The sequence below is a fragment of the Caldimicrobium sp. SLHALR3 genome (assembly GCF_058692735.1).
On the sequence record NZ_CP182484.1, the window covers coordinates 1175499 to 1192901 of the forward strand.

Below are 17403 nucleotides of genomic sequence, written 5' to 3' on the forward strand. Positions count from 1 at the left end.
ATGAAAAAAATAAAAGTTTTAGTAGTTGAAGATTCTCCTATAATGAGAAAATTAATTACGGAAATTTTAAAAAATGATCCTGAAATAGAGGTTATTGATACTGCTAAAACAGGAAAGGAAGCAATAGAAAAAGCAAGAATATTAAAACCAGATGTTATCACCCTTGATATAGAAATGCCTGAGATGGACGGGATTTCAGCTTTAAAAATATTGAGAAAAGAAATACCTCAAACAAAAGTAATTATGTTCTCTTCACTTACTCAGGAGGGTGCAAAAGCAACTATTGAGTGTTTGTCCTTAGGGGCTTATGATTTTGTTCCTAAACCTTCAAGCAAGTCTTTTTATGAAAGCATAAAAAAAATAGAGCAAGAGCTCGTTCCCAAAATTAAAAGTGTTACCCCCTTAGAAAGAATTAAATCCATTTATAAGCCTTCTCTTATAACTCCTAAAATTAAGAAAGGTATTTATAAGGTTTGTGGAATAGGAGTTTCTACAGGAGGTCCTCAAACTCTTCTTAAAATAATCCCTGAACTTCCCCCTAATTTTCCTGCTCCAATTCTAATCGTACAACACATGCCCCCTATCTTCACTAAACAATTAGCAGAAAGATTGAATTCTATCTCAAGATTAAGAGTTAAAGAAGCAGAAGAAGGTGAACTTGTGAAAGATAGTGTAGTATATATTGCTCCAGGAGATTACCATATGAAAGTGAAAAAAGAAAATGCTTTAGTCAGAATAAAATTACACCAAGGGCCGCCTCGTAATTTTTGTAGACCATCTGTTGATGAGCTTTTTGAATCTTTGGCAGAAGTTTATGATGGCAATACACTTGCTTTAGTTTTAACTGGTATGGGAAGTGATGGGAAGGAAGGAGCAAAAAAAATAAAGGAAAAGGGTGGGGTAGTTTTAGCTCAAGATGCAGAAAGTTCTATTGTGTTTGGTATGCCAAAAGCAGTAATTGAAGAAGGATTGGTAGACGAAGTTATTAATCTTTCTAAAATCCCAGAAAGATTAAAAGACCTTTTTGGGTGTAACTGAGATGGACGAAAAGATGTTTGAATTTTTTACGGTTCTTTTAGAAAGAGTCTCAGGAATCTCTTATACTACAGGAAAAGAATATTTAATTGAAAGCAGATTAAATGAACTTGCTTTATCTTTGGGATATAAAGATTTAAATGAATTTTATCAGAGCATAACTAAAAAGGGAATAGATTCAAAAATATTAAATGAAATTATAGATGCCTTGACAACCAATGAGACTTATTTTTTTAGAGATTTTCATCCCTTTGAAGCTTTAAGAACTCATATTTTACCAGAATTATTTAAAAAAAGAGAAAAAGAAAAAAGGCTTAATATATGGTCAGCAGGTTGTTCTACAGGTCAAGAACCTTACAGTATCGCTATGATATTGTTAGAATATTTTCCGCTTTATTTACAAAATTACAAAATCAGTATATTAGCTACTGATATATCTAAAAAATGCATAGAAAAAGCCGAAAAAGGCGTTTACAATCAGATTGAAATTAACAGGGGGCTTCCCATTGCTTTTCTGATTAAATATTTTAAACAGGACGGGGCTCATTGGTATATAGACGAAAAAGTAAAGAAATTGGTCAAGTTTCAAAAACTTAACCTATTAGAAGCAACAACAAGGCTATCAGAAAAATTTGATTTAATATTTTGTCGTTATGTTTTAATCTATTTTTCTGAAGAAATAAAAAAAAGAGTTTTAACTGATTTGTGGAAATTTCTTAATCCAGGAGGATATTTAATTCTTGGAGCAACAGAAATTCCAATTGTAAGTTTTCCTGATATGGAAAAAAAGTTATAGGAAAGACAACATTTTATCGTAAAAAGGATTAAAATGAGCGAAATTAATTTGAAATCCTTTTCTTCTTTTGAAGAAATTAAACAATATTTTAGAGAAAAAGTAAAAAAATTACATCCCGATAAGGGGGGAAACAAAGAAGAATTTTTAAGTTTACTTGACTGGTATCAAAAGATTTTAAATGAATTTGAGAAAAAATGTAAAATAGAGGTAGTCAATAGTTGTCCTTCGGTAGGGAATTATTTCTTTTCTATGGTTGAATTAACAGTAGAGGAAGTTGCTTTAGGGGGAAAGAAAAAAATTCAAATTCCTGGGGAAGAAGTAGTTTGTCCTTCTTGTAATGGAACCGGGAAAAACAAAGATGGCATAACTCAAGTTTGTGGGTTTTGCAAAGGATCTGGCTCTATAAAATTGATAGATAAAAGAAAAAACATTCCAACCTATCTTAACTGTCCATACTGTAAAGGAACTGGGATTTTGTTAAGAGAAATTTGTGGAAATTGTAAAGGAAAAGGGAAAGTTAGAACTCAAAAAGAAGTGTTCATAGAAATTCCTTTAGGATTAAAAGAGGGAGATATTATATTTATTCCAAAAGAGAGAATAGATTCAGCTTATGATCTATACTTAGAGGTATCAATTGCTCCGCATCCATACTTTCTTTTAAAAAATGGCAATCTGATATACAAATGTAGAATTCCTTTTTGGGAAATAATCTTAAAAGAAGAGATCGTTATTCATACCTTAGAAGGAAAGGAAGCGGTCCCTTCTCATTTTTTTACTAAAACTCCTCCCATAGTGATAAAGGGTAGAGGTCCTTTTCTTAAAAACGGAGAAAGAGGAGATCTTTTAATAGATTTTCAGATTTATGTTCCGGAAAAAATTCCTCCTCAGGCAAAAAAGTTAGTTGCAAAATTAGCTTGTATCCTCAAAGAAACCTGCAAAGTCTAAAAATACTTTCCACACCTCCTTCTTATGCTTCGGAAATTCTTCCAGAATGAGAGCCTGCCACTTGGGAGCTTTTGGTTGTTTCAAAAGTTTCATTCCTGCTTCCTCGGGAGTTCTATCTCCTTTTTTTAAATTACATTTCTTACAGCAAAGAACTACATTAGTCCAAACTGTTTTTCCTCCTCTACTTTTAGGGATTACATGGTCTATAGTTCGTTCTTTCGGATTTTTAAGGTATTTCCCACAATACTGACAGGTATACTTATCTCTCAGTAATAAATTTTGCCTTGAAAAAACTACATCTATCTTGGGAAGACTTTCATAATAGGGAAGATATATAGCATCCGGCACCAAGATTGAAATAGAGGGACTTCTTATTATTCTATTATTTCCGTTTTCGTGAAATTTTGTTATTTTTATCCAATCCTCTAAGGTATGAGTAGTCCAATTTGTAGTTATTACTTTAGCAGTTCCTTTTACTAAGTGGCATATAGCTTTTTGCACTGTGGTTATTTGAATAGCTTGATAATATTTATTAAGAACAAGAACTTTTTCCTGTAAAAGACTTTTTGAATCCATCTTTATTCTACTACTGGACAAGTCATAGTATGTTGAATAGCAGGAATATCTTGGAATTTATTAAGAAGAATATTAGATATGTCTTCGTAAGTAGAAACCTCAATTTCTACAATTATATCATAAGGTCCCATAATTATGTCAATTTTCTTAACTTCAGGTATCTTCTTTAACTCTTCTACCACTTTTTGAGTTTGTCCAATTTGTGTATTTATTAAAACATAAGCACGGATAGGCATTTTTTATCCTCCTATCACGCAATTTTTGAACTCTCTTAATAACTTAAAAGCCTTAATGGATAGGGTTTCTGTAAGACTTCCAAAACCACAGGCTGGAGTAAAAAGACTCTTTTGTAGTATTACATCCCTTGGAATATCCAAAATAAGAGAAAGATTATTTAATTGGATTTCAAATTTTTGAAATATTTCCTCTAAACTTATATTTTCTAATATTTCGCTATTTGTAGGAATCACCCCCCATGCCAAATATTTTTCTTTACCTTCTAAAAATTTTTTAAGAGATTCTTTATAGATAATTAATTTATCGTAAAAATTAAAACTGTCAAAACTGATAATGTCAACTTTTGATTCCAGAATTATATCCCAGGAAGTGTTAGCACATACATGAACCCCTGTAATTACTTCAAAACTTTTCAAAATTTCAATTAATTCGTTTAAAATAGAAACAACTTCATTTTTGGAAATAGTTATAAAAGAAGAAGAACCAAAGCCTGATAAACCAGGCTCGTCAAAAAAAAGAATAACATTTTTAGAAATCTTTTTAAGCTCTAATATCTGAGATAAAGCTTTTAAGGTTAAAAATTTGATTATCAAATCTCTTAACTCATCTTTAAAAAATGAGATCTCTTTGCTTTCGGTTTTTAAAGCTGTAGCTAAGGTAAAAGGTCCTGTGATCTGTCCTTTTACTATAGAAAGGTTCAGCTTTTCAGCTTTTTTTAAAAAAGTTTTAAATCCTTTAGCGTAATTTTCTGAAAGTGAAAAGTTTTTCAATAAATCAAAGTTTTTTTCCTCTATTATTTGAAAATAAAGTTCATAAAACTCAATTAACTTATCTTCAAAATCAGGAGATAAAGTATTAATAATTTCTCTATTTCTATCGAAACCAGGAAGTCCTTCATTAAATTGAATAATCATATTTTCGTTTTTCAATTTTGGTAACTGTGGCCATGCAGGAATATCAATAAATTCTAAAACAACCTCAACTGCCTTTTCAGGATCTTCAAAAGGCAAACTACCAATATGAGTAGTTTTTAAAGAAATTAAATTCTTTTCCATTGGTATTTAACTATTTTAAAAAATTTGAATAAGCAAACTTTAATTAAAAATTGTAAAAATTCAAGACAACAAAATTTATTGTCAAAAATGAAAAATTGTATTAAAATTTTGTAATTAACCTGCCCCTGTAGCTCAGTAGGATAGAGCGCGAGATTCCTAATCTCGAGGTCGCAGGTTCGAATCCTGCCAGGGGCGGGTTAGACTTATATGAGTAGGGTAGGGGAAATAAAGAAGAAAAAGTTTCTCCCAATTTTAGCCTTAAGTTCAATAGGAACAGCTATATTTTTAAGAATGTTTGTAAAAGTGCCTTTATATATGTTTGGATTATTTAAAAGAAAAAAGAGAATTTAAATTAATTAAAACTTCTACAGCTTTTTTAATATCTTCTATTTTTATTTTTTCCTCCTTAGTATGACAGATTCTTAAATCTCCTGGTCCCCAAACTACTACATCAAATTTTTCTTTTAAATTTAAAGCGTCTGTCCAAGATTTCATTTCTGTGTAAGAGACCGGTAAATTACTCATTTTGAGAGCCTTTTCAATATAATACATGATTTCTTTACTTACATAACCTTCATAAGCATGATCTATTTCATATTTCCCAAAATCTTTTATAAATTCAATTTTTTTCAAATAATCAGAAATTTTTTCTTCAGGATTTAGAAAAATTTCAAATTTTATTTTACAAATATTTGGTATTACGTATTCTTCTGAACCACCATTAATTTTAAGAGGATTTATTTTTAAATTCAATTCTTTTAATTTGTTATAGAGTTCCAAAGTTTTTTCTATAGCATTGATTCCATCTTCAGGAAAAGCTCCATGTGCTTCTTTTCCTTTAATCTCAATAATTAGTTCAAAATTTCCCCAATGTTTTGAGGCTATTTTTAAATCTGTGGGCTCCATTACAATGACAAACCTCCCTTCTTTCCAGGAATCTACAAATTCCTTGGAACCGAGTCCATCTTCTTCTTCATCACAAAAGAATGCAAGGGTATAACTTAGTCCTTTTTCAGCGGCAAGAAGCATTGCAGTTATGTTTGCCTTGGCATCACACACCCCAGTGCCATAGGCATAAACTCCGTCACAGGAAAACTTAGACTTTACAGGCACTGTATCTAAATGTGTAGCTACTATAAGGTCTGTATCAGATCTTGTAGCAAGATAATATTTTCTTTCAACAACTTCGTATCCCAAATTTTCCAAATATTTTTTTACAAATTCTTTTATTTTGTCTTCTTTTTTGCTCGGAGATTCAATTTCAACAAGTGTTTTTAAGAGTTTAACGATTTTATCATCCTTAACCATTTTCCCCATTCTCCTGATTCCTTAAATCCAAATTTCTCATAAAATTTTATAGCTTCATAATTAGTTTTTCCCACCCATAACTCGGCGATTTTTCGTCCCTTTTCAATTCCATAGGATAAAATTTCATTTAAAAGCTTGCTTCCTATACCTCTTTTTTGGAATTCTGGAATTACAAAAATTTCATGTATTTCTAAAACCTTTTCTCCTTCAAAATTTACCCAGTTAGCATCTCCTGCAACACATCCTACAAAAATTTCATTTTCCTCAGCTACTAAAAATCCATTTTTATCCCTTTTGTAAAGCCACTTGAAATAATTTTTTACTTCTTTTCTGGTTCTGTATTTATAATCACTAAGGGCTTCATAAGCTTTAATATAAGCTTCTGTAAATTTTTCTATATCTTGAGGATTCACTTTTCTGATTTTCATACTAATATTAATTTTTAATATAATTCTCAAATTTTCTGCTACAAGGAGAACTGTATGGAATTCGTATTTAAACCCATTGGATATGTAAGAACTCAAGCAAGCTCCATTCCCAGACATTGGAGCTGTTCTGATGTAGAAGGGGAATTAATTATTGACGAAAAATATAAAAAGGGACTCCAAGATATTAAACCAGGAGACAAAATAGTAGTTTTATTTTGTTTCCATAAATCGCCACCTTTTACAGAAGAAAAATTAATTCAAAAACCTCCTCATAGGGAAAAACCTACAGGAGTATTTAATACTTGTTCTCCTGTGAGGCCTAATCCTATAGGTCTTTCTGTGCTTGAAGTTCTGGAAGTAAAAGAAAATGTAATTAAAGTGAGAAGAATAGATATGTTTGACGGAACTCCCATTTTAGACATAAAACCTTTTAAGGCATATTCTGAAGAAATCCTCAGAGAATAAATTACTTAGAGCTCGTTTTTAAGAAAGTGTTTAAATATAAGGACGGTCTATTATCAAGAGATTTTCTAAAATTTGATATTAAAGTAATTGATTTTAAGTTTATAAATATTTCTATTGATGGAAGGGAAAAGCAAAGAACAACCACTGACTGCAGAGCTTACGAAATATAAAAACTTCTAAAATTTATTTGTGAAGCACACTATTACTGTGGAGGAAGATATCCTGTTCAGACTGTAAGCTCTAAAGAATCTTTAAAGAATTGATGTAGTTTCTTAAAAACCCCTTAAATTTAAAAATCAAAAATTACTTCCGATAATGTATATTATGTAAAATAAAATCTAATAGCAAACAGCCCCGTTTTTGAAAATATCATTCAAGCCTTATAAACTTTTTATGAAATTCTCTTTAATTTTTTTGATAAATTCCTGAATTTCTGTAATTTTATTGTGAACCATCTGAATATTTTGCCAATTTATTTTTAGATACTGATGGACAACTTCATTTCTACATTTAGCAAGAGGAGCCAGTTTTATGGCTAAATCTCCTATAAATTCATAACAAGCCAAAATAGTTTCTTTATAAGTATCCGGAATGCGTCTTTTATTAATTTTTAAAATTTCTTCGCAAATATCTACAATGCAAAGAATTATATCGTTTATGCTTTTATCAAGTATGTAGCGCGTATCCCTATCAGCAAAATAAAGTTCTTTTGTAGTTTTTTCGAACTTTTTAAGAAAATATTCTACAGTTTCAGAAAGATAATCAACTAATGTCTTCAGTTTGGTCTTCATTAATACCTCTTTTTAAACGAATGTGCTCTGATTCGTGTAAAGCTCTGTCCCATACTTGATATAAAATCTCTTCATCTGGTTCAATCAAAGGTATTCCTTTTAAAGCTTTTTGAACAATAAAAGGAGACTCATCTTCATCATCAAGTCTTAAAATGTCTAAATCCCTCTTTACACTTACAAGTAGTTCTTCCAAAATCTGTAATTTTTCTCTTTCAGAACCTGTTAAGTAAACGGCAAGATCTATATCTGAACGGGGATGAATTTTTCCTTCTGCCAAAGAACCAAAAAGATAGGCTAATAGAATTTTCCTTTTCTTTTTATATTTTTCTAAAACTTCCTTTAGTTTTTTAATATCTTTTTCTAAATCTTTTTCTAAAGATTTATTCATATTTAACTCATTTAACCCATTACTTTTTTAACCTTCTTCTCCAGGTTCCTTAATCTCTGGCACATGTTTGTGATACTGTTCTAAGGGTATAATTTTAAAAAATTTCTCTGCAAAGACATCAAAGTGTTTAAGAATGTATTCAGCCCATGGACTTTCAGTATATTTATAATGCTTTTCTATAAGGTTTTTAAGTTCCTTGAATTCTTCATCTATGAGAAGTTTTCTTAAAGTAACATAGGAATAGTTTATTTTTTGTTCTAAATCTCCGTCTAAATTTAAAACATAAGCATAACCTCCGGTCATCCCTGCACCAAAATTGAATCCTACTTTTCCAAGGACAACCACTATTCCTCCTGTCATGTATTCACAACAGTGAAGACCTGTTCCCTCAATCACAGCAATAGCACCACTATTTCTTATTGCAAATCTTTCCCCTGCCCTTCCAGCTGCGTATAACTCTCCACCAGTTGCACCATAAAGACAGGTATTTCCCATTATTACATGATTTTGGGTATCTTTTACATCTGTTGCTTTTATTACTATTCTTCCACCGTTCATTCCCTTTCCCACATAATCGTTTGCATCACCTATCAAAGTAAGAGACATTCCTTTATGATTAAAAGCACCAAAACTTTGTCCAGCAGTGCCAATAAAGGTTAAATTAATAGTATCCTCAGGTAATCCTTTGTCTCCGTATTTTATGGCTATATAATAGCTAAGGCGGGTAGGAATACTTCTATCTACATTTCTTATCTGATATTCCTTAAAAACCTTTTCCCCTCTTTCTATAAAAGGAACAATTTCTTCTTCAAGTCTTTTAGCTAATTCTGATCTTCTGGGATTATCATTTCTTTGAACTAAACATTTTAAGGGTTTATTCTTAGGATAGTCTTTAATTAGAAACTTTTTAAGTTTAATTCTTTTTGAGCCTGGAAACTCATCATAAGTTTTTATTCTCAAAAATTCTCGCTTTCCTATTATTTCGTCAAGACTTCTAACCCCCATTTCAGCTAAAATTTCCCTTACTTCCTGAGCAACAGCTTTAAAATAAGCCATTACATCTTCTACTTTTCCTTTAAATTTTTTTCTATGTTCTGGATCTTGAGTTGCTATTCCTGTAGGGCATTTATTAGTATGGCAACTTCTACACATTATACAGCCAAGAGCAACCATTGCTACAGTTCCAAATCCAAATTGTTCAGCTCCAAGGAGTGCTGCTATTATAATATCTTTTCCCGTTCTTATCGCTCCATCTGTTTTTATAATAACCTTATCTCTTAAGTTGTTTTCCATAAGTATTTTTTGAGTTTCTGCAAGACCAATTTCCCAATAGTTTCCAGCATGTTTGATAGAAGAATAAGGGCTTGCTCCTGTTCCACCCTCTCCACCACTTATTTGAATAAGATCTGCATATCCTTTAGCTACACCTGCTGCAATGGTACCTACTCCTGTTTCAGCAACGAGTTTAACACAAATTTTGGCTTGTGGATTTGCTTCTTTTAAGTCATTTATAAGTTGAGCAAGGTCTTCTATAGAATAAATGTCATGATGAGGTGGAGGAGATATTAAAGTTACCCCTGGTTGGGAATGTCTTAATTTAGCTACATATTCATTTACTTTATGTCCTGGAAGCTGACCACCTTCTCCTGGTTTTGCTCCCTGAGCTATTTTAATTTCTATTTCCTGAGCTGAAGCTAAATAAGTTGGAGTAACCCCAAATCTTCCTGAAGCAACTTGTTTTATAGCAGAATTCTTAAGAGTCCAGTATCTTTTTGGATCTTCTCCTCCTTCACCGGAGTTACTTTTCATACCTAATTTGTTAGCAGCTTCAGCAAGTGTTTCATGAGCCTCAGGAGAAAGTGCTCCTAAGGACATAGCACTGATTACAAATCTTTGAAGAATTTTTTCAACAGGCTCAACTTCATCAATGGAGAGAGGTTTTTTTGCTTTTTTATAGGTTAAAAGGTCTCTTATAAAAACTGGTCTAACTGAGTTAGAAAGTTTAGAAAATTCCTTATAATCTTTGTAATCTTTGGTTTTGAGAAATTTATGTAAAGCCTTTATAACATCAGGAGACCAGGCATGCCATTCTTCTCCTTTTCTAAATCTCATTTCTCCACCAGCAGGAATTTGGGGCTCTTTATTTTTATAAGCTAAATCATGTCTTTTTCTTATACTTTCTTCTATCTCTTTTATCCCGTCAGCTTCTAAAGTTACAGGTGTTTCTGGAAAATATTTATCAACAAAATCTTTGTTAAGACATAAGGTTTCAAAAATTTTCCCTCCATGATAAGAAACAAGGGTTGAAATTCCCATTTTAGAAAGAATTTTTAAAATGCCTGCTTCTAAAGCTTTTTTATAGTTTAAAATAGCTTTTTCATAGGGAATTTTTATCTCCCCTCTTTCACAAAGTTCGTAAATGGTTTCGTATGCTAAGTAAGGATATACTGCTGAAGCCCCATAACCTATAAGACAACATATTTGATGCGTATCCCTTGCTTCTCCTGTTTCAATGATTATTGAGGCTTTTGTTACAAGACCTTTTTTTAGTAAATAATGAAAAACACCAGAAACAGCAAGTAAACTTGGTATAGGTAACTTATCTTTGGAAACTTCTCTATCCGTGAGAATAACTATTTTTGTTCCATCTTTAACGGCTTTTTCTGCTTCCTTGCAAATCTTTTCTAATCCCTTTTCTAAGGTTGACTTTTTAGAGTAAACGATAGGGATTTCAGCCACCTTTAAATAGTTTTGAGATTTAATAGCTGATATTTCGTGTGGGAGAAGAACAGGACTATTAATCTGTAAGTTTTTAGCGTGGGTTTCTTCTTCTTTCATAAAATTACCTTTAGCTCCGAGAATCATATAAAGAGACATAATGGCTCTTTCTCTAATTGGATCTATTGGCGGATTGGTTACCTGAGCAAATCTTTGTTTAAAATATCTAAAGAGTAAAACCGGCTTTTCTGCAAGAGGAGGAATTGGGGTATCGTCTCCTGTAGAAAAAGTTAACTCCTTTCCTTCATTTGCCATATAGGTAAGTATGTTTTTAAGTTCTTCCTGAGTGTACCCAAATACTATCTGTTTTCTTTTACGCTCTTCATCCCTTACAGGAATAGAGATTTTATTCTCTTTTATGAGATGTTGAAGTCTAATAAGATTTTTTTCAATCCACTCTCTGTAAGGTTTAGATTTGGAAAGCTCCTCTAAAATTTCTTCTGTTTTTTTAACTCTTCCCTTATTTAATTCTACTAAAACGGTGTCTCCCGGTCCAAGTCTTCCTTTTTCTTTTATTTTTTTTCCTGAAAGATCGATCATTCCCACTTCTGAGCCAGCAACCATTATTCCATCCTCTGTAAGAATATATCTACATGGTCTAAGTCCATTTCTATCCAGATGAACCCCTATTGTATCTCCATCTGTAAAAGCTATTGCAGCCGGACCGTCCCAAGGTTGCATCATAAGGGTTTGAAATTCAAAAAATAATCGTACTTCTTCTGATATATCTGGAACACTTTCCCAAGCTGGGGGTATAAGCATATTTATAGCATGTGCAGTAGAATATCCTGCTAAACAAAGTAATTCAAAAACTTTATCAATAGAGGCAGAATCACTTTCTTCAAAAGAAACAATAGGTCTAACCAGTTCTATTCTTTCACCAAAAAGTTCGTGTCTAAGTTCTGTTTCCAGAGCTCTTATCCAGTTTCTATTCCCTTGTAAAGTATTTATTTCTCCATTGTGAGCTAAATATCTCAATGGTTGCGCAAGTCTCCAATCAGGAAAAGTATTTGTAGAATATCTTTGATGGAAAAGACAAATAGAAGATTCTAACCTTTTGTCAGTTAATTCTGGATAAAACTTATCAAGTTGCGGTGCGACAAGCATTCCTTTGTATACTAAAACTTTAGAGGATAAAGAAGCAACATAAACATTTTTATTTAGTAGAGGATCTTTTTCTATAAGTCTTCTTAAAAAATAAAGTTCTAATTCCACCCTTTCCTTTTCCACTTTTTCAGTATCTAAAATAAGATGGAAAATTTTGGGCATCACCTTTATGGCTGATTCTCCGGCAGCTGAAGGATCTACTGGAACTTCTCTCCAGCTTACAAATTTGAAAGGAGACCTTTTAATATATTTTTCTACTACATTTTTCAAATCTTTATAAAAGAAAAATACTCCTACAGCAAGATTGTTTATATCGGAAATTTCTAAAGAGTTTTCATTTAAATAATCTGCAAAAAACTTTTTGGGGATATGAATTAGAATTCCTGCTCCATCTCCAGTTTTTCCATCTCCTCCAATTGCACCTCGATGAGTTAAATTTTTAACTGCCTCTATTCCCCATTTCACAATTTGATAACTTGCTTTATTTTTTATATCGCAAATGAAACCAACCCCACAAGAGGAATGTTCTAAAATTTTCATTTTTCCTTTCTTCCTCCGAGTTATTTATTTAAAATTAAATAAAAAATTATAAAATTAAATCCTTATAATACAAGATTTTTTTAACTTAAAGCTGGGGATTTAGCGGGAAAACTCGTTTATGTTTACTCCATTTTATTAGGTTTTCTACATATAAAACTCTTTCTAGAGAAATATTTAGATCCTTTGCTATTTCTTCTTTTTTCATTTTTAAATCTACAAGTCTGTAAAGTATTTTATCAAGTAAATCATACTCTATTCCTAATTCACTTTCATCGGTTTGACCTTTCCACAGACCAGCTGTAGGAGTCTTTGAAATTATTTTTTCAGGAATTCCTAAAAATTTTGCCAATTCTCTTACTTCAGTTTTATATAAACCTAAAAGAGGAGCTATGTCACTTGCTCCATCTCCCCATTTTGTAAAATAACCTACTAAATATTCACTTTTATTTGATGTTCCAAGGACTAAATAATTCAAAGCATTGGCAAATCCATAAAGAATAACCATTCTACTTCTAACCATTAAATTACCTTTTGTTATTCTATCAAGCTCTAAATTTAGCGCTTTTTCAAATTCATTAACTATATCTTTTATATTTATGATTTTATGATTAATTTCCAAAGTTTTGCAAACTAAAAGGGCGTCTTCTATATCTTGATTTTCATAGTAAGGCATGATAATCCCCAAGACTTTATCCTTTCCGAGAGCTTTAACAGCAAGATAAGCCGCGGTTGCGCTATCAAGCCCACCACTTATTCCTAAAACAACTCCTCCTGCCCTACTTTCTTTTATCTTTCTTTTTATAAAATCCACAATCTTTTTTGTAACCGCTTCATAAGATAATTTACGCATGAAATTCCTCCCTATTAAAATTTAAAAAATCTTATAACAAAAATTATGCCTGTCAAATCTCGTTGTTTCAATTTTGTAATTTAAAAACATTTTTGTTTTGATAAGGAGTTCTTGAAATCCTTGTAAAATCTTAATTTTATGATCAGGCATAAAAGTTGGTAATAAAAATAAAAAATAGAAAAAACGAAAGTAGGAGGATTAGAATGAAGAAGGTGTTGGCAATAAGACATGTAAAAATAGAAGATCTTGGGGTGTTTGAAGATATTTTAAAGACTTTTGGGTATGAGTTTAAATATCTGGATACCCCTACAGGTGAGACCTTAAAAGAATCTCTTGAAAATTATTCTATGCTTTTTATTCTCGGCGGTTATATGGCAGCTTATGAAGAAGAAAAATACAAATTTCTTTCCTATGAATTTAAACTGATAGAAGAGGCTTTGAAAAAAGAAATACCAGTTTTGGGAATATGTCTTGGTGCTCAGATGCTTGCTAAAGTTCTTGGAGCGAAAGTTTATCCTGGAGAAAAGGGAAAAGAGATTGGTTGGTATGAAGTTTTCAAAACCGGAGATCATTTCTATTTCCGAGACTTTCCTGAAAAGCTTAAAGTTTTTCAATGGCATGGGGATACTTTTGATTTACCTGAAGGAGCTTTAAGAATATATTCCTCAGAAAATTATCCTAACCAAGCTTTTGTATATAATAAGGCTATAGGACTTCAGTTTCATATAGAAATTGATTCAGATATGCTGGAAAAGTGGACTAAAATTTATAAAAATGAGCTTATAAAGGAAAATATTGATCCGAAAAAAATTTTAGAAATAGAAAGTGAAAATATTTATATTTTGGAAAATTTGAGCAAAAAATTGATGGAAAAGATTTTGGAGCCTTATATTTAAATTCTTTAAGAAAACTACGAACTTTTAAAATAGAGCTTCTTCCAGGGCATAGGAAAATTTCTAATGAGGTAGAAATAGATATTGACAATACCATTAATAACACTTTAAAATTATTTTTCGAAGTAAAAAGTTTGATAAAAAGGTTTTTTACAGAATAATTTATTACAATTTTGTAATGATAACAAAAATGTAACAAAAGGATTACGGTATAAAAAGCATTTTAGTGGTTTATATTGGGCATAAATTTTGCTAAAAATTTTCAAAACCATAATAAGGAGGGAGGTTCTATGATTAAAGAAAAGCCGAGAGACAAAAAAGATGTGATGGAGCTGATTAAACAGTATGATGTTAAGTTTGTAAGGTTCTGGTTTACCGATATTCTTGGACAATTAAAAAGTTTTGCTGTTCCCGTAGAAGAATTGGAGATTGCTTTTGAGGAAGGAATGGGATTTGATGGGTCATCTATCAAAGGTTTTACTCGTATTGAAGAATCAGATATGATCGCTATTCCTGATCCAACCACTTTTGCCCTTTTACCATGGAGACCAAAGGAAAAAGCAGTTGCAAGGATGTTTTGTGACATTTACAATCCCGATGGTACTCCTTATCAAGGAGATCCAAGATATGTATTAAAAAAGAATTTAGAAATAATGAAAGGAATGGGATTTACTAATTTTTATATAGGTCCTGAGTTAGAGTTTTTTTATTTTAAAAGTGATAAGGGAACAGAAATTTTAGATAAAGGAAGTTATTTTGACTATCCAATGGATGCAGCAGAGGACTTAAGAAGGGAAACCATTTTTTGTTTAGAACAAATGGGAATAAGGGTTGAGTATTCTCATCATGAAGTTGCTCCGTCTCAACATGAAATAGATTTAAGGTATGCTGATGCTTTAGAAATGGCAGATATTGTTATGACTTATAGAGTTGTAGTAAAAGAAGTAGCTAAAAAATATGGAGTATACGCTACATTCATGCCAAAACCTATTTTTGGTGTAAATGGAAGTGGTATGCATACTCATCAATCATTATTCATAGGGAATAAAAATGCCTTTTTTGATCCTAATGATAAATATCACCTTTCAGAAGTAGCTAAAAAATACATAGCTGGGCTTTTAACCCATATTAAGGAAATTACCCTCGTTTTAAATCAATGGGTTAATTCTTATAAGAGACTTGTTCCAGGATACGAAGCTCCGGTTTATATTTGTTGGGCAAGAAGAAATCGTTCAGCTTTAATTAGAGTACCTATGTATAAACCTGGAAAAGAGAAAGCAACTCGTATAGAGCTTAGAAGTCCGGATCCAGCATGCAATCCTTATCTTGCTTTCGCCTGTATGTTAAGAGCAGGACTTGAAGGCATTAAGAAAAACTATCAACTTCCTGAGCCCATTGAAAAAGATATTTACCATATGAGCGAAGAAGAAAGAAAATCCTTAGGAATTGAAAATTTACCTGGAAGTTTAGGTGAAGCTATTAGTTATGCTGAAAAAAGTGAACTTCTTAGGGATACCCTCGGAGAGCATGTTTTTAATGAATTAATTAAGAACAAAAAAATTGAGTGGGATGAATATAGGATTCAGGTATTTCCCTATGAAATAGAAAAATACTTGCCTATTCTCTAAGTAGAGTTTCTTCAAATTAAAAGCCTGGAAGCTCTCTTTATCTTCCAGGCTTTTTTATTTTATGAGACCGTATTTTTTTATTTTATAGTTAATCTGTCTTTTAGTTAAACCAAGCATTTTAGCAGCTTTTGTCTGATTATAATTACAAGCTTTTAAAGCCTCTTCTATAGCTTTCTTTTCAATAAGTTCAATCTGATTTGGAAGGGAACCTTTCAATTTCAATTCTGTAAACTTATTTTCCTCATCTTGCCTTATGTAAAAAGGAAGATCGTTTATAGTAATTTCATCTTTTTCAGCAAGAATTACTAATCTCTCTATGGTGTTTTCGAGTTCCCTTACATTCCCAGGCCAGGAATAGTTTATAAGCTTTTCCATAGCGGATTTGTTTATGGTTATGTTCTTTTTGTATTCTTTATTAAATTTTTTGAGAAAGTGGTCAATTAACAGAAAAATATCCTCTTTTCTTTCTCTTAGAGGTGGAAGATAAATAGGTATTACATTCAATCTAAAGTATAAATCTTCCCTGAAACTGCCATTTTTAACCATTTTTTCAAGATCTTTATTAGTGGCTGCAATTATTCTTATATCAACCTTTATGGGTTTTGTCCCTCCTATCCTTTCAAAGGTTTTGTCCTGTATAACTCTCAATAGTTTTGCTTGCAAAGAAAAGGGTAGATCTCCTATCTCATCCAGAAAAATAGTTCCACCATTTGCCAATTCAAACTTTCCAGGTTTAGATACCAGAGCTCCTGTAAAAGCTCCTTTTTCGTATCCAAAAAGTTCCGCTTCGAGAAGATTTTCAGGAATAGCTGCACAATTTATTGCTATAAATGGACCTTTACTTCTATCACTTTCATAGTGTATAGCTTTTGCAATAAGCTCCTTTCCTGTTCCTGATTCACCTATAAGTAAAATGGTTGCTCTAGTTCTTGCTGCTTTCAAAGCAATTTTAAAAACCTCCTGCATTTTATCAGATATCCCTATTACATTTTGAAGACTATATCTTTTCTTAAGTTCTAAGGTTAATTTTTCTTTTTCAGTCTTTTCTTTATTAAATAATTGGTAGAGCTTTAGATATTGAGCAATAAGTGTGGCAATAATATTGAGAACCCTTATGTCTTCTTCAAGATCAATTTCTCTACTAAAAATTCTATCAACAGAAAAGACTCCCAGGAGTTCTTCTTCAATTTTAAGGGGAACACAAAGAAAGGATATGTTATCTTTCTGCAGTCTTGCACCTGTTCTGTTTAAAAAAAGAGGTTCTTTTCCAATATTGGGAACTATTATAGGTTCTCCTGTTTGAAAAACCCTTCCAACTATACCTTCTCCTACTCTATATTTTCCTTTTGCTATCTGTTCTTCTGTCAATCCGTAGGCTACAGCAATCTGAAGAGTGTTTGTATCTGTATCATAAAGAGTAATAGTTGCCCTTTGCATATCCAGAATATCAGAAAGGACCTTTAAAGCTCTGTAAAGATTGTTTTTTAGGTCAAAAGAGGAATTTAGGATTTTACTTATTTCAAAAAGAACTGTAAGTTCCCTTGTCTTCCTTTCTAATTCTCGGTAGGAAGCTTCCTTCATAA

16 protein-coding genes and 1 tRNA gene are annotated in these 17403 nt (G+C 31.7%); 7 read left to right on the forward strand and 10 right to left on the reverse strand.

The genetic code is table 11. The features are described 5' to 3' along the window. The 3 genes from ACLGLP_RS06280 to ACLGLP_RS06290 are packed head-to-tail and all read left to right on the forward strand — an operon-like array spanning window position 1 to window position 2776. Window positions 1-1038: a protein-glutamate methylesterase/protein-glutamine glutaminase gene (locus ACLGLP_RS06280; protein ID WP_492112427.1), complete on the forward strand. Its 1038-nt coding sequence runs from the start codon at window positions 1-3 to the stop codon at window positions 1036-1038. Window position 1039: 1 nt separating this feature from the next. Next, on the forward strand, window positions 1040-1831 hold the full coding sequence (locus ACLGLP_RS06285; protein ID WP_492112428.1) for a CheR family methyltransferase: 792 nt from the start codon (window positions 1040-1042) through the stop codon (window positions 1829-1831). A gap of 33 nt (window positions 1832-1864) precedes the next feature. Next, window positions 1865-2776: a DnaJ C-terminal domain-containing protein gene (locus ACLGLP_RS06290; RefSeq protein WP_492112429.1), complete on the forward strand. Its 912-nt coding sequence runs from the start codon at window positions 1865-1867 to the stop codon at window positions 2774-2776. Here the strand turns inward: ACLGLP_RS06290 and ACLGLP_RS06295 are convergent. The 3 genes from ACLGLP_RS06295 to ACLGLP_RS06305 are packed head-to-tail and all read right to left on the reverse strand — an operon-like array spanning window position 2741 to window position 4644. After that, window positions 2741-3352 (reverse strand): HNH endonuclease, encoded by a 612-nt coding sequence (locus ACLGLP_RS06295; protein ID WP_492112430.1) that lies wholly within the window; start codon window positions 3350-3352, stop codon window positions 2741-2743. The genes ACLGLP_RS06290 and ACLGLP_RS06295 overlap by 36 nt on opposite strands. Window positions 3353-3354: 2 nt before the next feature. Next, the gene (locus ACLGLP_RS06300) at window positions 3355-3588 is read right to left on the reverse strand and encodes an Lrp/AsnC family transcriptional regulator (RefSeq protein ID WP_492112431.1); all 234 of its coding nucleotides are present in this window, start codon (window positions 3586-3588) and stop codon (window positions 3355-3357) included. A 3-nt stretch (window positions 3589-3591) separates the two neighbouring features. Next, window positions 3592-4644 carry a uroporphyrinogen decarboxylase/cobalamine-independent methonine synthase family protein gene (locus ACLGLP_RS06305; protein ID WP_492112432.1) on the reverse strand — a complete coding sequence of 351 codons (1053 nt, stop codon included), beginning with the start codon at window positions 4642-4644 and terminating at the stop codon, window positions 3592-3594. A 121-nt stretch (window positions 4645-4765) separates the two neighbouring features. On the opposite strand from ACLGLP_RS06305, the gene ACLGLP_RS06310 reads away from it, so the two are divergent. After that, window positions 4766-4839, forward strand: a tRNA-Arg gene (locus ACLGLP_RS06310). 129 nt (window positions 4840-4968) lie between these two features. Here the strand turns inward: ACLGLP_RS06310 and ACLGLP_RS06315 are convergent. Both ACLGLP_RS06315 and ACLGLP_RS06320 read right to left on the reverse strand, forming a co-directional pair. Continuing rightward, window positions 4969-5952, reverse strand: a complete 984-nt coding sequence (locus ACLGLP_RS06315; RefSeq protein ID WP_492112433.1) for a M20/M25/M40 family metallo-hydrolase — start codon at window positions 5950-5952, stop codon at window positions 4969-4971. Beyond that, on the reverse strand, window positions 5919-6380 hold the full coding sequence (locus ACLGLP_RS06320; protein WP_492112434.1) for a GNAT family N-acetyltransferase: 462 nt from the start codon (window positions 6378-6380) through the stop codon (window positions 5919-5921). Before ACLGLP_RS06320 ends, ACLGLP_RS06315 begins: the two co-directional genes overlap by 34 nt. Before the next feature lie 54 nt (window positions 6381-6434). Here ACLGLP_RS06320 and tsaA point away from each other — a divergent pair, with 54 nt between their 5' ends. Then, window positions 6435-6845: a tRNA (N6-threonylcarbamoyladenosine(37)-N6)-methyltransferase TrmO gene (tsaA, locus tag ACLGLP_RS06325; protein WP_492112435.1), complete on the forward strand. Its 411-nt coding sequence runs from the start codon at window positions 6435-6437 to the stop codon at window positions 6843-6845. A gap of 380 nt (window positions 6846-7225) precedes the next feature. On the opposite strand, the gene ACLGLP_RS06330 is transcribed toward tsaA, so the two are convergent. The 4 genes from ACLGLP_RS06330 to ACLGLP_RS06345 form a co-directional block, all read right to left on the reverse strand. Next, entirely contained in the window at window positions 7226-7636 is a 411-nt protein-coding gene (locus tag ACLGLP_RS06330; RefSeq protein WP_492112436.1) for a DUF86 domain-containing protein, read from the reverse strand. Then, a complete protein-coding gene (locus ACLGLP_RS06335) occupies window positions 7608-8024 on the reverse strand; it encodes a nucleotidyltransferase domain-containing protein (protein WP_492112437.1) in 417 nt (138 codons plus the stop codon). Before ACLGLP_RS06335 ends, ACLGLP_RS06330 begins: the two co-directional genes overlap by 29 nt. A gap of 27 nt (window positions 8025-8051) precedes the next feature. Then, a complete protein-coding gene (gene gltB / locus ACLGLP_RS06340) occupies window positions 8052-12449 on the reverse strand; it encodes a glutamate synthase large subunit (RefSeq protein ID WP_492112438.1) in 4398 nt (1465 codons plus the stop codon). Window positions 12450-12534: 85 nt separating this feature from the next. Further along, on the reverse strand, window positions 12535-13299 hold the full coding sequence (locus ACLGLP_RS06345) for an NAD+ synthase (protein ID WP_492112439.1): 765 nt from the start codon (window positions 13297-13299) through the stop codon (window positions 12535-12537). Between the two features lie 203 nt (window positions 13300-13502). Between ACLGLP_RS06345 and ACLGLP_RS06350 the strand changes: the two genes are divergently transcribed. Further along, the gene (locus ACLGLP_RS06350; protein WP_492112440.1) at window positions 13503-14195 is read left to right on the forward strand and encodes a type 1 glutamine amidotransferase; all 693 of its coding nucleotides are present in this window, start codon (window positions 13503-13505) and stop codon (window positions 14193-14195) included. Between the two features lie 287 nt (window positions 14196-14482). After that, on the forward strand, window positions 14483-15820 hold the full coding sequence (locus ACLGLP_RS06355; RefSeq protein WP_492112441.1) for a glutamine synthetase family protein: 1338 nt from the start codon (window positions 14483-14485) through the stop codon (window positions 15818-15820). 54 nt (window positions 15821-15874) lie between these two features. On the opposite strand, the gene ACLGLP_RS06360 is transcribed toward ACLGLP_RS06355, so the two are convergent. Then, the gene (locus tag ACLGLP_RS06360; protein ID WP_492112442.1) at window positions 15875-17401 is read right to left on the reverse strand and encodes a sigma-54 interaction domain-containing protein; all 1527 of its coding nucleotides are present in this window, start codon (window positions 17399-17401) and stop codon (window positions 15875-15877) included. Between the last annotated feature and the right edge of the window lie 2 nt (window positions 17402-17403).

Excerpts from the sequence above, each read along its gene's own strand:
- ACLGLP_RS06350 (WP_492112440.1), top strand. The coding sequence starts at position 13,503 with ATGAAGAAGGTGTTGGCAATAAGACATGTAAAAATAGAAGATCTTGGG.
- ACLGLP_RS06285 (WP_492112428.1), top strand. The coding sequence starts at position 1,040 with ATGGACGAAAAGATGTTTGAATTTTTTACGGTTCTTTTAGAAAGAGTC.
- ACLGLP_RS06320 (WP_492112434.1), bottom strand. The coding sequence starts at position 6,380 with ATGAAAATCAGAAAAGTGAATCCTCAAGATATAGAAAAATTTACAGAA.
- ACLGLP_RS06315 (WP_492112433.1), bottom strand. The coding sequence starts at position 5,952 with ATGGTTAAGGATGATAAAATCGTTAAACTCTTAAAAACACTTGTTGAA.
- ACLGLP_RS06305 (WP_492112432.1), bottom strand. The coding sequence starts at position 4,644 with ATGGAAAAGAATTTAATTTCTTTAAAAACTACTCATATTGGTAGTTTG.
- ACLGLP_RS06335 (WP_492112437.1), bottom strand. The coding sequence starts at position 8,024 with ATGAATAAATCTTTAGAAAAAGATTTAGAAAAAGATATTAAAAAACTA.
- ACLGLP_RS06345 (WP_492112439.1), bottom strand. The coding sequence starts at position 13,299 with ATGCGTAAATTATCTTATGAAGCGGTTACAAAAAAGATTGTGGATTTT.
- ACLGLP_RS06290 (WP_492112429.1), top strand. The coding sequence starts at position 1,865 with ATGAGCGAAATTAATTTGAAATCCTTTTCTTCTTTTGAAGAAATTAAA.
- ACLGLP_RS06295 (WP_492112430.1), bottom strand. The coding sequence starts at position 3,352 with ATGGATTCAAAAAGTCTTTTACAGGAAAAAGTTCTTGTTCTTAATAAA.
- ACLGLP_RS06300 (WP_492112431.1), bottom strand. The coding sequence starts at position 3,588 with ATGCCTATCCGTGCTTATGTTTTAATAAATACACAAATTGGACAAACT.
- ACLGLP_RS06280 (WP_492112427.1), top strand. The coding sequence starts at position 1 with ATGAAAAAAATAAAAGTTTTAGTAGTTGAAGATTCTCCTATAATGAGA.
- ACLGLP_RS06355 (WP_492112441.1), top strand. The coding sequence starts at position 14,483 with ATGATTAAAGAAAAGCCGAGAGACAAAAAAGATGTGATGGAGCTGATT.
- ACLGLP_RS06360 (WP_492112442.1), bottom strand. The coding sequence starts at position 17,401 with ATGAAGGAAGCTTCCTACCGAGAATTAGAAAGGAAGACAAGGGAACTT.
- tsaA (WP_492112435.1), top strand. The coding sequence starts at position 6,435 with ATGGAATTCGTATTTAAACCCATTGGATATGTAAGAACTCAAGCAAGC.
- ACLGLP_RS06330 (WP_492112436.1), bottom strand. The coding sequence starts at position 7,636 with ATGAAGACCAAACTGAAGACATTAGTTGATTATCTTTCTGAAACTGTA.
- gltB (WP_492112438.1), bottom strand. The coding sequence starts at position 12,449 with ATGAAAATTTTAGAACATTCCTCTTGTGGGGTTGGTTTCATTTGCGAT.